This window comes from Candidatus Zixiibacteriota bacterium (genome assembly GCA_040752595.1).
Classification (GTDB): domain Bacteria; phylum Zixibacteria; class MSB-5A5; order WJJR01; family WJJR01; genus JACQFV01.
Window position 1 is genome coordinate 1 of sequence record JBFMGX010000035.1, and the last position, 14,794, is coordinate 14,794.

The 14,794-nt window shown below is 63.1% G+C and carries 10 protein-coding genes; 5 read left to right on the forward strand and 5 right to left on the reverse strand.

The window, feature by feature from the left end; translation table 11 throughout:
- Positions 1–227: 227 nt before the first annotated feature.
- The 4 genes from scpB to AB1792_09100 form a co-directional block, all read right to left on the reverse strand.
- Positions 228–941: an SMC-Scp complex subunit ScpB gene (scpB, locus tag AB1792_09085; protein MEW5702368.1), complete on the reverse strand. Its 714-nt coding sequence runs from the start codon at positions 939–941 to the stop codon at positions 228–230.
- A 7-nt stretch (positions 942–948) separates the two neighbouring features.
- Positions 949–1,767 (reverse strand): segregation/condensation protein A, encoded by an 819-nt coding sequence (locus tag AB1792_09090; protein ID MEW5702369.1) that lies wholly within the window; start codon positions 1,765–1,767, stop codon positions 949–951.
- A gap of 492 nt (positions 1,768–2,259) precedes the next feature.
- Complete coding sequence (locus AB1792_09095; protein ID MEW5702370.1) at positions 2,260–3,990, reverse strand: tetratricopeptide repeat protein; 1,731 nt, start codon at positions 3,988–3,990, stop codon at positions 2,260–2,262.
- Positions 3,991–4,183: 193 nt separating this feature from the next.
- Positions 4,184–6,475: an oligopeptide transporter, OPT family gene (locus tag AB1792_09100; protein MEW5702371.1), complete on the reverse strand. Its 2,292-nt coding sequence runs from the start codon at positions 6,473–6,475 to the stop codon at positions 4,184–4,186.
- Positions 6,476–7,091: 616 nt separating this feature from the next.
- Here AB1792_09100 and AB1792_09105 point away from each other — a divergent pair.
- Complete coding sequence (locus AB1792_09105) at positions 7,092–7,415, forward strand: iron-sulfur cluster assembly protein (protein ID MEW5702372.1); 324 nt, start codon at positions 7,092–7,094, stop codon at positions 7,413–7,415.
- A 336-nt stretch (positions 7,416–7,751) separates the two neighbouring features.
- Positions 7,752–8,627, forward strand: coding sequence for a FlgD immunoglobulin-like domain containing protein (locus AB1792_09110; protein ID MEW5702373.1), 876 nt, complete (start codon positions 7,752–7,754; stop codon positions 8,625–8,627).
- Between the two features lie 516 nt (positions 8,628–9,143).
- Here AB1792_09110 and AB1792_09115 read toward each other — a convergent pair.
- The gene (locus AB1792_09115; GenBank protein MEW5702374.1) at positions 9,144–9,590 is read right to left on the reverse strand and encodes a transposase; all 447 of its coding nucleotides are present in this window, start codon (positions 9,588–9,590) and stop codon (positions 9,144–9,146) included.
- A 208-nt stretch (positions 9,591–9,798) separates the two neighbouring features.
- Here AB1792_09115 and AB1792_09120 point away from each other — a divergent pair, with 208 nt between their 5' ends.
- From AB1792_09120 to AB1792_09130, 3 genes are all read left to right on the forward strand, one after another.
- The gene (locus AB1792_09120; protein MEW5702375.1) at positions 9,799–11,490 is read left to right on the forward strand and encodes an Ig-like domain-containing protein; all 1,692 of its coding nucleotides are present in this window, start codon (positions 9,799–9,801) and stop codon (positions 11,488–11,490) included.
- Positions 11,491–11,727: 237 nt separating this feature from the next.
- A complete protein-coding gene (locus AB1792_09125) occupies positions 11,728–12,597 on the forward strand; it encodes a hypothetical protein (protein MEW5702376.1) in 870 nt (289 codons plus the stop codon).
- 69 nt (positions 12,598–12,666) lie between these two features.
- Positions 12,667–14,727, forward strand: coding sequence for a SpoIIE family protein phosphatase (locus AB1792_09130; protein MEW5702377.1), 2,061 nt, complete (start codon positions 12,667–12,669; stop codon positions 14,725–14,727).
- Positions 14,728–14,794: the final 67 nt, after the last annotated feature.

Consider the following 14,794-nt stretch of genomic DNA (forward strand, 5'->3'; position numbering starts at 1 on the left):
GCCGCGGGGGGGGGTGGTTGCTATGCCCCCCCGCCCCCGCCGGCCCCCCCCCCCCCCGGGTCGAGAGGGAGAGGTCGATCCGTCCGGAGGACGGATCGGGTGAGGGTGTTCTCTTTCGTTCACTATGTCAGAAGCCGCAACGACTTTCCCCCTCTCCCTTTCAGGGAGAGGGGTGGGGTGAGGGTGTTGTCGTGTCATGCCAGGGTGACGTGCGTCTACGAGGTGAGCTACGCGCCCGACGTCACTCCCTCAATCAGGAAATCCCACCCCGAACCGGTTGCCGGTTCCGGCGGACGCGTGATGGTCAATGCTCCGGTCGGTTCTGCGACCGGCTCCGCCGCCTCAGCATGCCGCGCCGCCAGGATCGCGGCCAGCTCCTCTTCGCGCGGTAGATCGTCGATGGAGTCCAAGCCGAAGTAGCGGAGGAATTCCGGCGTGGTTCCATAGAGTAGAGGCCGTCCCGGTCCATCGGAGCGCCCCTTGAGCGCGACCAGCCCGCGCTCCAACAACGTGCGCAGCACGCCATCGCAGGCCACGCCGCGAATATGCTCGATCTCGGGCGTCGAGCACGGTTGACGGTAAGCAATGATTGCCAGTGTCTCCAGCCCGGCGCGGGTCAACCGCTGGGTCTTGGTCTTCACCAGCACCGAATCGATCAGCGGGCCGAATTCCGGCAGCAGGTACATCTGGTATCCGCCTGAGACCTTGCGCACCCGCATCGGGTGGTTCCCGGCAGCCAGCCGCCGATTAAGCTCGTCGACCATGTCGTCGATCGACCAGCCGGAGTGCCCGTTGACTGCGGCCAGCGTTGTGGCGGGCAATGGCTCATGCGCGGCAAACAGAAGCGCCTCGACCGCGCGGACCAAAGGATCATCGGAACGCGATTCCGGGGGCGCTTCGGCCCCCCGCGTCACGTCCATCGTTGCAGTTTCGTCCATCATGGCCTCATCACTCGCTGGGAGCCAGCGGCTCCGAGATACGGAGCAGTTCAATATCGCCGAATGGTCTCGTCTGCCGGACCACAATCCGCCGCAGGCGCACCATTTCCAAGATGGCCAGGAAGGTCACGATCACCAGCCAACGCGCCGCCAGACCGGCAAAGAGCGTCGCGAAGGCGAAGCTGTCGCGGACGGCGAACAGCTCTTCCAGTTCGGCGATCCGCTCCTCGACCGTCTGCTCGGCAATGGCGACCCGGTGCACCGTGTCCGGTTCGATTCGTGAAATCACATCGTGAAAAGCGCTGAGAAGCGCATACAGGGAACTGTCCATGACAAACTGCGTCTTGGTCGGCAGCGGCCCGCGGGCGAAATCGGCGCGGGAGAAGATGGCGCGCTCTTCATCCTCGCGTTCATTCAGGACCGCCGCGCCCTCCTTGAACTTGCGGTACTCCAGGAGCGCCTGCACCAATTCCTCGCGCGGGTCTTCCTCGTCCTCAGCTTCGGGATCGCGCGGCAGGAGCATCGCCGATTTGATCCGGAGCAGCGTAGCCGCCATCACGATGTACTCGCCGGCGACCTCCAGATCGCACGATTCCCAAAGCCGCAGCAACCCGAGGTATTCGGCGGTGATCTTGGCGATCGGGATGTCGGTGATGTCGATTTCGTCCTTGCGAATCAGGAAGAGCAACAAATCGAGCGGCCCCTCGAAGACATCGAGCTTGAACGACAGCGCCGCCGTCCCGTGGCCATTCCCGTTCCCAGGCTGACTCTCAAAGGGAGGATCGATATGCCGGTCGATCCGGCTCGTTTTGCGAGCGCCCTGATTCATTGTATTTGCGCAGGAAGGAACCCGGTCACACGGTCCCTGCCCCACACGGGAATGTGCTGGGGGTCCCCCAGGGCCGCAATAGGAAAATTCGCCCGAATATCGACCCAGCCAGGCCGGCTGGCCGGCTGGTGGCCCACCATTCATGGTGGGGAAATAGAGTCAATCGCCAGAGGAACGTCTGCCGCTCCCTCGTACCACCGGTAGCTCGACCACTCCCATTCTCCCGACTCGCTGACCAGACCTCCCCTGACGCGACCCGGTGTGATTTGAGGCACCACGGCGAAGGCGGACAGACATTCTTGGGCTTGTTGAAGAACTCCCCAATTCCGCACATGTGCGGTCGGGTGCCCACACCCGACCGTTGATGCACAGCCACTTGCGCCGGGTGTGGGCACCCGGCGCCACGGAAACGGTGACTTTTTCAACACATTCTTGTCCGTCCTGGACAGGATCTTCAGGAGGCCGGACATTCTTTCTGTCCAAGCCTCGGCTCTATTCCGTCAGTCCCAACTTCCGTTTGACCGACTCACTTGTCGGATCCAACTCCAGCGCCCGACGCCACGCCGCGAGCGCATCCTCATGGCGTCCGAGCGCCGCCAGAATGTCGCCGAGATGCTCGTGGATGGTGGGGTCGGATTGCAGAACTTCCAGCGCCTTGCGGAGTTCGATTTCCGCCTCTTTCAGATGCCCCTGACGGTAGAGGACCCAGCCGTAGCTGTCGAGATAGGCGCCGTTGTTCGGCTCGATCGCCAAGGCCCGCTCGATCAAATCGCGGGATTCGTCGAGGTGCACGCCGGAGTCGGCGTACATGTAGCCGAGGTAGTTGAGCGCGGTGGCGTTCTGGGGCTCGCGCGCGATGAGCGCTTGGAACATGGCGGCGGCGCTGTCGAAGCGGTGGGCGCGTTCCCAGGCGGCGGCCAGGGCAAACTGGACGCGGGTGTCGGCGGTGTCGGCGTCCCAGGCGCGCCGCAACCAGACGACCGCCGAATCGTGCTGTCCGGCGCGGCCGAAAGCGATCCCCAAAAAGTGCCAGAAGCTGCGATGCGCCCCGACGGCGGCCATGCCACGGTGGGCGGTCGCCAGTGCGGCATCGACGGAGTCCTGATCCAGCAGCACGTACGCCCACTGCAGCCACGCGTCGGGAATCGAGTCGCCGAGCGCGGTCGCGCGCCGGAAATAGTCTTTCGCCTTAGTGTAATCGTTACGATTCTCGGATATGCGACCTATGTAGTAATAAGGAATATACGGATGAATCGAATCGGCCAGGAGGACGAACAGACTCTCCGCCTTGGCGGTCTGGCCGGTGTTGTACCAGAGGATGCCGAGACGGAGCCGCTCCGGATCATTGGGGCTGATCGCCAGGATCTGTTGGATCACGGCCGCCGCCGAGTCGCTCTGCCCCTGTCCCAGGAAGAAGTGCATCAGTCGCTTGCGCATCGCCAGATTGTCGGGGGCCCGCGCCACCAGCCGGTGGTGAATGGCGAGGGCCTCGGCCGACCGGCCCAGTGATTCCAAACTGGCCGCCAAACCGCCATAGGCATTGAGATTGGCCGTCGAGGTGTCCAACTCCAACGAACGGCGAAAGGCCGCCGCCGCCTGTTCATCGCGGCCCATCCGCCGGTGCAAGTCTCCGATCTCGTTGGCGATGCGCGGGTCGGGCTGGTGCTGGAGAATCTGCTCCAGATCGGCCACCGCCTCATCGATCTGGCCGTCGCGCAAAGCCAGACGCGACAGCATCCACCAAGCGTCGGTGTCCGTCGAGTCAATGGCGACCAACTGCCGGTAGGCCTGACGCGCCTCTTGCTGACGTCCCAGGAATCGATAGCAGCGCCCCAAGAGTTCCAGCGCCCGCTTGTCCTGAGGTCGGGCGGCCTGCGCCACGGTGATGGCCCGCTCCAACTGACGCAGCGCAAAGTACGTCTCGGCCAGTGACAACCGGATCTCATACGAGCCCGGGTCCAACTGCAACGCCTGCTCGAAGGCACGTGCCGCCCCTTCCTGATCGCCGCCGGCGGCCAGCATCGTGCCCTCGTTGTAGTGGTAGAACGCCAGCCGCGCCCGGTTCGGATCGACCGTGTCTGCTGCCCCGGAACGACCTTCCGCACGCTTCGGCGCGTGCCCGGCACACCCGGCGACGAATAGACAAAGAAACACAGGAAGCGCGCTCGCGATGACCTTGAGGAAGGTCCGCGAACGAGGAAGACTCGTCTGATCACTGCGCATTCGGCGACTCGATGTGTCCGGCGATCTTCGCGACGGACGCGGCGTCAAGACCGGTCGGACTGCCACAGCGCTTATACGCGCCGGGGGCACCCGGAAGGCCATGTGCGCGAAAGGCGGCTCGATGAGCCGCCTCTCAAATAGAACTTCGGGCAACCGTCACTCGACGTCCGGACGCGCGGTGTCACTCCCCCACCTATGCGGCCTTCTTATTGTTGCGCCCCCTGGCGATCAGCAACAGGAAGAAGGCCAGCCCGGCAAACGGCAGCAGGGTCCACAGTTCACTGGAGGCCAGACGTCCGAGCCAGGACGACTTGTCCCAAGCGGCGTCCCAGTTGCCGCCCTGCACGACCGCCTGGAACAGACCGGCAATCGCGCCACCCGCGATCAGTCCGCTCGACAGCAGCACGCCCGGAGAGAATTCGGCCTCCGCCTCCGAAGTCTTGCGGCGACGGTCGACGATGTAGCGAACCAAACCACCAATAAAGATCGGAGTCGAGGTCGAGATCGGCAGGTACAGACCGACCGCGAACGGAAGGGACGACACCCGGACCAACTCCATGACGATCGCCAGCACGACACCGACCAAGACCAGCGCCCACGGCAGTTTCTGCGTGAGGATGCCATCAATGATCAGACTGAACAGGCGCGCCTTCGGCGCATCGAACTTGGTCACGGAAATCAGGCGATGAGTGATCGATCCATCGGCAGCGAGAAGGTAACGACCGGGTTCGACGCCACCTTGCCCTGTGGTCAAGTGCAGGATCCTGGCGGGTCCATCGGCCATGAGAAACGTCTCGCCGGTCTCCGGCAAGGCCCCGGCACGGAACGCCGTATACTCGGATCCGCTCACCCGCTCGGGGCGCTCGACATCCACGCCGCAGACACCGGGATCGATCACGTATACGATCTTGCCCTGCGCGTCAGCCAGGTATCGGCCCGTGGGCACGCCATTGGTCGGCTCGGGGATGTGGATCTTCTTGTACTGCTTGCCGTCCACCTCAACGTTCTCGGCGTCGGCGGGGACCGTGGCGGTGAATTGCGGATAATCGCGGGCGGTGATCGTCGTCTTGGCCTGGTCCAGATAGAGGACGGTGTATCCGATCACCAGGGCGCTGGTCAGCGCCCCGACGAGAATCCCGATCTGCTGCCATTTGGGCGTCGCGCCGACCAGGAACCCGGTCTTCAAGCTCTGCGAGATCGTGCCGCCGTTGGAGGCGGCCACGCAGACAATTGCGGCGGTGGTCAGCGCCATCGCCCGGTAGGAGACACCGGTCCAGCCAACTGCCAAGAACAGAAGACAGGTGATCAGGAGCGTGGCCACGGTCATCCCTGAAATCGGGTTGGACGACGAGCCAATCTCACCGGTGATCCGGCTGGAGACCGTGACAAAGAAGAACCCGAACAGAACGATCAAGATCGCCGACAGGAAGTTGATCTCCAGCATCGGCGCGGCCCAGATGGCGATGATCAGCGCCAGGCAACCGCCCAGGACCCAGATCAGCGGGATGTCGCGCTCGGTGCGCGGCACTTCTTGAACCACGCCGCCGCGCCGCATTGCCGCAAGTGAGCCCAGGCCACGCTTGAAGGCGCCGATGATCGAAGGTATCGAGCGCGCCAGACTGATGAAGCCGCCGGTCGCCACCGCCCCCGCGCCGATGTACAGGACATAGGCGTTGCGGATCTCTCCCGGCGACATGTCACGGATCAGCTTGGTGGCCGGGAAGATCACCTGATTGATGGCGTCCCCAAAGACGTGGATCAGAGGGATGATGACGACGAAGGCCAGCGAGCCGCCCGCCATCATATTGGCCGCGGTCTTGGAGCCGATGATATACCCGACACCCAAAAGCGTCGGCGACACTTCGGCGGAGATGAGGGCGCCCTTGAATGGTGTGATGAGGCGGTCCAGCGCCCAATCGGACGTGTCCTTCCAGAACCGCGTCACCAGGTTGAGGAAACCATAGCCAAAGCCGACCGCCGCTCCCATGAAGACCGTCTTAGCGCTCGTCCCCCCCTTCTCACCGACAATGAGCACATCGGCGCAAGCCGTGCCCTCCGGGTAGGTCAGTTTCCCGTGCTCCTGGACGATCAGACCCTGACGGAGGGGGATCATCATCAGGACGCCGAGGAACCCACCCAGGACCGCTACCAGCAGCACCCGCATGAACTCGAGGTCCTGCCCCATCAAGAGCAATGAGGGCAGGGTAAAGGCAATCCCGGCGGCGATCGACTCCCCGGCCGAGCCGACGGTCTGCACCATGTTGTTTTCCAAGATGGTGGCGCGGCCGAAGGCGCGGAAGATCGTGATGCTCAGAACCGCGATCGGGATTGATGCCGAGACCGTCAACCCCACTTTCAGAGCCAGGTACACCGACGAGGCGGCAAAAACGATCCCGAGCACCGAGCCCAACACCAACCCCTTAAGGGTGAATTCGGTAATGGTCTTTTCGGGCGGGATGTACGGTTTGAAATGGGTGTCGCTCATGTGGCGATGGTAGCGTGAGCCGGCACACATCAGCAAGCGAAAAGATGGCGAACCCCCACCGCCAGAACCGCGCCCGCTCAGTGCCGGCCCGAAGAGTGGGAGGAAGGGTCATGATCTCTCGACACGGTCAGGGCCGCGAGGGTCGAACAGGCGAAGCCATGGCGACCGCCGGAGAGCCAGGCGAGGGAATGTAAGGTGAGTGTGCTGTGTCTGACTGTGCCTCCCACCCTTCGGGTGCAGCGCCCAAGCACGGATGCCGAAGGTCTCTGAACACGGATTCTCTGAGTCTTCGGGGGGAGGAGGCGGGCGCAGCCACGCATGGTGCAACGCCTTGTCACACAACATAGTACGACCACCCGGGGGCCGCGGAGCCCGAATGAAGGCTGCCACCACACTCTCTTTCTTCACACGGACCGATCTTGAACGTGATTTTCTTCTTGCATCCCGGATGGCGTCCATTATCCTATTGACGGGCAGAAGCAGCGACGGATGATCCCGTGGCTGCCACGTCAGGCCGCACCCTCCCCGGCCCGCCGCCAACAAGACAGGCGTTGTCGGCGCAACATTTCGAGAAAACGAGCAACGGGCGGAACACAATCCGGTTTTGTGGGTAGACATGATGGCAATGAGTGCGCCCCTCACCAGAGAAGTGGTGATCGACAAGCTGCGGACATGTTTCGACCCGGAAATCCCGATGGTTTCGATCGTCGATCTGGGGTTGATCTACGACGTCCGCATCGACGACCGCAACAACGTCGCCGTGGACATGACCTTGACCGCGCCCGGCTGTCCCATGCATCAGATGATGTCACAGGACGCGAGCGCGAAACTCAAAGAGCTGGCCGGCGTCGGCAATGTGACCGTGAACGTGGTCTGGGACCCGCCGTGGACCCCCGACCGCATGAGCGACGCGGCCCGCAAAACACTGGGGTGGATGTAACCGTCCACCAGAATCAAGGCGTCGTGTCATGGAGGACCGACGCTGTCACGCCAAACCATGAGGGGGTTTATCGAACGGAATCGCGCCTGAGCTTGGCCCCCCGGGCCTTGTCCACCTGCCTGTGGAATTGGCTTGGGCATGCGACGTGAATCGAAGGACCCACCCTCACGGTCCGGTTGCTCGGGGGCAAAAGCAAGACAACCGAACGTACGACCCACTTCATCTCGCCTGCCAAACACCGTGAAACAAACAACGGCCAGTGGGACTGGCACAGAACTTGCGAATGGTCAACAGGGGATGTTGACAGACAATCCCAAACCCAGATGGGGGTTTACAATGCGTGTAACGAAATGCCTAATTGTGGCACTGGCGGTACTGGTCGTCATTCCCATGATCGCGACGGCGGCCGGGGTGCCGACCACCAATAAAATGACCCTCGGGACGCCCGAGATCGCCGCCACCGGCGACAACGGCGTCAACCGTCGGGTGACCGTGCCGATCTCGATCGACAACACCCAGGAACTGGTCGCCATGGACATCCCGCTCTCCTTCGGGCAGCCGGGCGACGGCATCCAGTTGGTCGGTGTGGCCTATGCGTCGCGGATCAACTACTTCGACGAGAAGATCACCAACATCGACAACAACAAGAAGACCGTGATCATGGGTCTGATCTCGATGGCGTACCAGCCCGGCACCCCGGACCTGACGGTCGGCTCCGGTGAGATCGCCCGGCTGACCTTTGAGATCTCGGACCCGACGATGACTGAGTTCACGATCTCGGCAGCCACGATGGAGCGGCCGTATCACCGGCTGTTGTGGGTCTACAACGTCTATGATGCCGAGCATCGTCCGACCGCCGAGACGATCGAGCCCGAGTTCACGCCGATCACGGTGGCCATCCCGGCGGGCGGGACGAATGCCGTGCCAGCAACGTTCGCGCTGGCGCAGAACTATCCGAACCCGTTCAACGCGGGGACGGTGATCCGTTTCGGTCTGCCGAAGGATGAAGCTGGCAATGTCAAGCTGGTGGTCTATAACGTTCTTGGGCAGTCGGTGCGGACCTTGGCCGACCGCGACTTCGAGCCGGGCAATCACGAGATCGCCTGGGACGGCACCGACAACAACGGCTCGCCGGCCTCTTCGGGTGTCTACTTCTATCGCATCCAGACCAAGCACTCCTCCGACACCAAGAAGATGACGCTGCTGAAGTAGTCGCACCCAACATCACGGCATCAAAGAAGACCCCGCCCGGCTTGGGCGGGGTTTTTCTGTTTGGGGATGGATTCAGATGGAGTGACCGCGATCCGTGATCGCGGAGTGTCCTATGGGCAGGGGTCGCAGAATTCAGTCTGCGGACTTGCGCTGCGGAACGCCACGTTGGCGACACGCACAACATCGACCAAGTCTGTGACCCAACTACAGTCCACGTCGGTTTGCAACACCAGGCACAAAGGCCCCGGATCATGGTGTGCGGGGGCACCCCGGAAGGCCACATCCACTGTCTTGACCACGTCTTGGACATCAGTGGGTGGACCTCAGGGATTCGGTGGGTATCGGGAGGCGCTGCGGAATACCGCCGTTCGGGTGCTGTCCCGTGCCAAGAATCTCCGCAAGAGCCGTCGCGAGCTGGGCAAAGACGTATCCCCCCAGAGGTTGTCTGACTGAAACAACATTGTCCGTGCCCAGAACACCTCTCTGTGGAGCGATGAACCATGAATGAGGGACGAGTTACTCTAACAATACCGGTTGCCTTGTGATGATGTTCTCCCCGGCCGCGATCCGGCACTGCGCAATGCTCCGCGCAAACAACGCATCGAACAACTCACCCCCCAACCGATCCAACGCATGAGACAACGACGAATGATCCGGGATCTTCTCCGTGAGCGGATACCTGATGAACCAGCGGTACGTTAGGTTCGCATGCACCTGCCGCATCAGCTCCCGCACCGAGGCAATCCCCTCAAAGGCCTGCAACACAAACAACCGGATTACCGCCTCCGGATCGATTGAGGGCCGGCCATTGTCGACGCAGTACTTCTCCCGGACCGCCTCATGCACACAGCCGAGGCCCAACACCCGGTTCAGCTTCCGCAGCGGGTCGCCCGCCGGCACAAATTCCTCCAGCGACGGCAGCAACATCATCTCATACCCCAATTTCTCGCGCTTCGTCTGCATGATCCCAACAACAAACCCGCCCCAAAACGGCAAGGGTTTTTCAACAGGCCCATTCTTGATCGCCTCAGGCGATCCTGCCTGTCCCGCCTTGCCGGAGGCGACGCTCCGAGCACCGCGCCCGTCCGGAAGCGGGTCGCTGCCAACAGGGCACTTCACAATCCCACTCTTTCCATTGCCGACCTGATTCAATCACGGTAGCTTTCCTCGCGTGATCGGCGCTCTCACACACTGGCTCGGATTCGTCTTCTCCCTTCTCCTGTTGCATGTGCTGACGGATTGTGCCCAGCAGGGTGCGCCGCAGGGCGGGCCTCCGGACACGACGGCGCCGACGGTGATCGCAACTGAACCGGCGACCGGAGCGGTTCAGGTGTCGCGGGATGTCGGCATCACGATCGAGTTCTCCGAGCCGATGGAAAACACGACCCTGTTGCCGAATCTGCTTCTGTCGCCCCCGCGTACCGGGAATCCGCAGGTGAAGTGGTCTGATGGCGGGCGGCGTGTGCATCTCCATTGGCTCGATTCCCTGCGGGCCGATGCGACCTACCGCATCACGATCGGGTCTCACACCACCGACCGGCACAACAACCCCTTCAAATCGCCGTTCACGTTCGCCTTCTCCACCGGGGCGGCGGTCGACCTGGGACGGATTGTCGGGCGGGTGAGATCCCCCGGCGAGAAGGTGGGCGTTCTCGACATCTTCGCCTATCACGCTGAGAACATCAGCGACACCTTCTGGCTTTGTCCGCCGGACTACCTGACGCAGACCGGCGAAGGAGGCGGATTCGATCTTCCCTATGTCAAAGCGGGCCGGTATCGCCTGCTGGCCTTCAGCGACGGCAACCGGAACCATCGGCTGAACCCGGGGGAGTCGTTCGGCCTTGCTCATGACGCTGAGACCACTGACGAGAAGACGTCGGACAGTCTGTTTGTCTTCGCCAGTGTCTACGACACTTCCTCGTTCCAGCTCTCGGGATGCGCGGCAATACCGGGCGGAGGCATCACACTGCGGTTTTCGCACCCGGTCGACACGGGGGCATGGGGTTGGGTGCAAGTCCGCGTGCGCGATTCGGCGTCGGGAGCGGCGGTTACATTCGCTCTCCTGTCTCCCACACCCCGACAACCCGCTTCCATCCTGGCGTTGAGCGACGAGTTCCGTTCGGGCTTGTCCTACACTCTCCATGTCTCGGGAATCAGAGATCAGCGAGGCCGGGAATTATCCGGGTCCGACAGTTGCCGGTTGATCTATTCCCCGACTGCCGACTCGGCCGGTGTCCGGATCGAGAATGTCCATCTCCCAACCAACAAGGAGGCCGTGTCGCCGCGCGCGCCGATCGTCTGGAACTTTTCCGAGCCGGTGGACACCTCCCGCTTGCAAGCCGGAACGACCGTGAGCGACTCCGGTGGCGCCGCTATCCCCGGAGTGCTGGTCTGGTCCGATGCCCGGACACTCCGGTTTGAGCCGATGAATACCTGGCCGGAATCGACGCTGATCGTCGCCGCGATCGACTCCAATGCCATGGTCGATCGCGCCGGGAATCCCCCGCCGCGGCAACTCTTTCGTTGGACGTTCACGCCGCTCACCGCCGCTCTTATGGGCACGGTGGAGGGGCGAATCGAGATTCGCGATTCCCAGTCGATCAGTGGTCGATGCCGCTTGGCACTTCAGGTCCTCGGTGGTGAGACGCGCGTGTTTCAAACCGTTGCTGCGCCGGGACCCTTCCGCGTGGATCTTCCCGGTGGGCGCTGGCTGTTGGGCGGCTATCTCGACGTCGACGGGGATGGTCGCTGGAATCCGGGCGCACTGGCGCCCTATGCGCCCCCGGAGCCGCGCGTCCAACGCGATGACACGCTGGTCGTGCGGCCGCGGTTCACGCTGGAAGATATCGTCCTGGCATTCTGAAGCTCTGCAGATGCAGTCGACGATGAATGCGGCCGAACCGTGGGATAACGTCAGTTGGTGACTCCCACTTTTCGGGTGGAGCACACAGGGCGGCAATCGTCAGACAGGAATCTCGCTGCCATTCCCGCAGCTCGCGGTTCACATGGCCGATGGTCTCAATCAACCGGTCCTCCGCGCCACCGCCTGAGACCGCGTTTTTTGTATTGCGATTGTGTCGGAATTGTGCATCGTGGCGCCATGAATCGTCGGCGGCACATGATCCGGCAGTCGGGCCCCGGCGCGTGGGCACTCCAGGGGAGACGACCTCGTGCGTGTCGGTTCTTCATCGCGACGGTCTGTGTTCTCCCCGTGACCGTTCTGATTGCCATCGCGCTCCCGGTCGCGGCAACCGAACCGACCGCAGCCGCAGACAACTCTACGGAAGCGACTTCACCGCAGCGCGACCTGATCGCCTTTCTGGTTGCCGCCGGCGAAGATGCCCTGGCGCACGAGCGTTATGGCGAAGCTCAGGAGCGCTTCGCGGCGGCGTTGCGACTGGATTGGAACCAGCCCCGGGCGTTTGCCCTGCTGCAACAGACACGGACGGCACGGGAGTCGGCCCTGCGACGTTGGGAGAATGAGGCACGGTCGGCCGAGGCACGGCGTGATTATTCCGGTGCCGCGGCTCTCTACGGCAAAGTCATGGCGGAGGACTTGACGCGGCACGAGCTGGCGACCGCATTGGCCCGCGTGCAGCGTCGCGGCCGTGCGGCGCAGTTCGTGCGCCACGGGCTGGAGAAGTTCATCGCGGATGACTTCAGCGGCGCCCAACTCGATTTCGAGCAGGCCTTGGCGATCTGTCCGGATGACACGGTGGCCGCCGGATACCGGCATCGTGCCATGCAGAATGTCGTCCAGAGTGCCGGGCTGGCCGAACTCCGAGCGGACTCCGTCGCGTGGACCAAGTACCTGGATGCGCTCCAGAGGTTTCGCGATGGCGACCTGGCGTCCGCCGAGCAACTGTGGAACGATGTTCTCGCCAAGTACCCCGGCAATGCCCAGGTGCGCTCGAACCTGGAACAGATCCGTCGTCGGCTGGACGCTGACCGCGTGGCCGCGACAGAGTAATACAGTTCTTGTCCGTCGGGCTTCGGTTTTTTGCTGTCTCTGTGCACAGCGATGATGCTGCGCCGCCCCATGACTGAGCACTTTGCGGCCTTTCCCGCGGCCCTGGATGTCTTGGATGACATCCGCGAGTTCGTCCGCGCCGCGCTCTGGGAGACCCCGCTGGATCGTCAGGCCGCCTCCGGGCTCCTGTTGGCGGTCGAGGAAGCGGTCACGAATGTGATTCGCCATGGGTATCTGTTCGGCCCCGGTCGCATTCACATTCGCATCCGGCACACGCCGCATGCGGTTCAGATTCAGATGACCGACACGGGACGCCCCTATGAAGCCGGGGGACGGCCGGAGACCGATCTCCATGCCTTGGCCGAAACCGGTCGACGCGGCGGGCTCGGTGTTCTTCTGATGCACAAGGCCAGTGATCGCGTGGATTACCGCCGGGACGGCGACCGCAATGTCCTGACGCTCTCCAAGGAGCTGCACCGGTCCAAGGCGCCGGCCGCTCCGTTTGGGAGGCTTCGCACCAGACGTCGATTGATCTGGATCGCCGGTGTTGCACTGACGGGGGTGATCTGTGCGGCGGCGTATCTGTCCTACCGACTGGCAGCCGGCGATCTCACCGTGCGCTTTTTCAGTCGCTGGGAGGAGTTTGCGCGCACCGCGGCGGCCTCGTCGGTTCAGCCCGTTCTCAACGAGCGTTCCGATGCCGAGCTCGATCAGTTGGCGGTCGGGATCGCCGTCCCGGAGACTTCGCTGGTCTACTTTGTCATCGTCGATGCCCAAGGCCAGATCCGCGCCGACGCCCATGCGCCGCAGCGGGTTCATGAGCCCTACGCGTTCCCGGATGGCGTGCCGCCGGGGCCGACGGGGCACTGGCCGGTACTCGTCGCCGGAGAGAAGCTCTATCACTTCACGGCGGATATGACGGTCGGCCGCCGCCATGTCGGTGCCGTTGTGCTCGGTGTGCCGCAAGCGGAACTGGGGCGACCACTGGGCGCTTTGCGGCTTCGGATCGTTATCGGCGCCCTTGTCGCATTCGGGATTGGAGGAGTCGTGTTGGGTGGCATCATGATCGGAGTCCGCCGGCCGTTGCGACGCTTACGAGATCTGTTGGGGGCGGCGAAATCGCAGGGGGCGCAATTGTCCGCCGCTTCCCCCGCCGACGAGATTGCGGATGTCGTGGCGGCGGTGAACGAGGTGACCGCGGCGGCGGCGCGTTCGGAACGGCAGTCGGCGGAGCGAGACTGGGCTCGGCGCGAAATGGAGCAGGCCGAACAATTGCAGCGCACTCTGTTGCCTGTATGCCTGCCGGACATCCCCGGGTATCAGGCCGATGCCGCCTACCGAATGGCCCGCCATGTGGGGGGCGACTACTATGACATCCTGCCGCTCAACGACGATGAATCGCTCTGGATGCTGCTGGTCGCCGATGTGGCGGGGAAGGGGTTCCCCGCTGCCTTGATGATGATGGCGGTCCGGACAGCCATCCGTCTGTTGGCGCCGGGCCGTAAAGACCCGGCAGATATTCTCGCTGCTCTCGACCGGTATCTCAGCCGCCACCACGGCGGCGGACCGTTTGTCACTGCCATCTGCTGTGTCCTCGACACAGAACGGCATATGCTCTCCATCGCCTCGGCCGGCCACACCCCCCTTCTGCTCCGCTCTCATTCCGGTAAGAGTGTGTGTCGGATCAATCCCCGCGGGCGACCGGTCGGTCTCGGCCACACATTTGCAGCGGACGATGCCGACGGAATGCGTCATTGTCAGAGCATCGAACTCTCCATCGGAGACACCGTGCTCATGTACACCGACGGCCTTTCGGAAAGCTATGGTCGAGATGGGTCCGCCCTCGGGCTGGACCGGCTCGTTGCACTGGTCGAGACGACCACGGGCGATGCCCGTCAGACCCTGGATGCGATCCTGACTGACCTTGGGGACTCCACACAAGGTGCGCCGGTCGGGGATGACATCACGATCCTTGTTCTGCGCCGGAGCCCAGAAACATCAGAAGAGCCGCACACGCCGGGACGGCAGGATGCCGTCGGTGATTCTGTGGGCTGGCCGGATCCAAAGCATGGCGTCGACAGCGAATCGGGGCAAGTGGATCGCGACCAAGAGACGGTCGGAATCGCGTAACCCATTGTAGCATAGCGAATTTTGTGTCCCTTCGCCGATTCGGACAAACTGAACACACCGTCCGTCG

Coding starts and splice junctions, on each gene's coding strand:
- scpB (MEW5702368.1), bottom strand. CDS start 941: ATGATGGACGAAACTGCAACGATGGACGTGACGCGGGGGGCCGAAGCG.
- AB1792_09090 (MEW5702369.1), bottom strand. CDS start 1,767: ATGAATCAGGGCGCTCGCAAAACGAGCCGGATCGACCGGCATATCGAT.
- AB1792_09095 (MEW5702370.1), bottom strand. CDS start 3,990: ATGCGCAGTGATCAGACGAGTCTTCCTCGTTCGCGGACCTTCCTCAAG.
- AB1792_09100 (MEW5702371.1), bottom strand. CDS start 6,475: ATGAGCGACACCCATTTCAAACCGTACATCCCGCCCGAAAAGACCATT.
- AB1792_09105 (MEW5702372.1), top strand. CDS start 7,092: ATGATGGCAATGAGTGCGCCCCTCACCAGAGAAGTGGTGATCGACAAG.
- AB1792_09110 (MEW5702373.1), top strand. CDS start 7,752: ATGCGTGTAACGAAATGCCTAATTGTGGCACTGGCGGTACTGGTCGTC.
- AB1792_09115 (MEW5702374.1), bottom strand. CDS start 9,590: ATGCAGACGAAGCGCGAGAAATTGGGGTATGAGATGATGTTGCTGCCG.
- AB1792_09125 (MEW5702376.1), top strand. CDS start 11,728: ATGAATCGTCGGCGGCACATGATCCGGCAGTCGGGCCCCGGCGCGTGG.
- AB1792_09130 (MEW5702377.1), top strand. CDS start 12,667: ATGACTGAGCACTTTGCGGCCTTTCCCGCGGCCCTGGATGTCTTGGAT.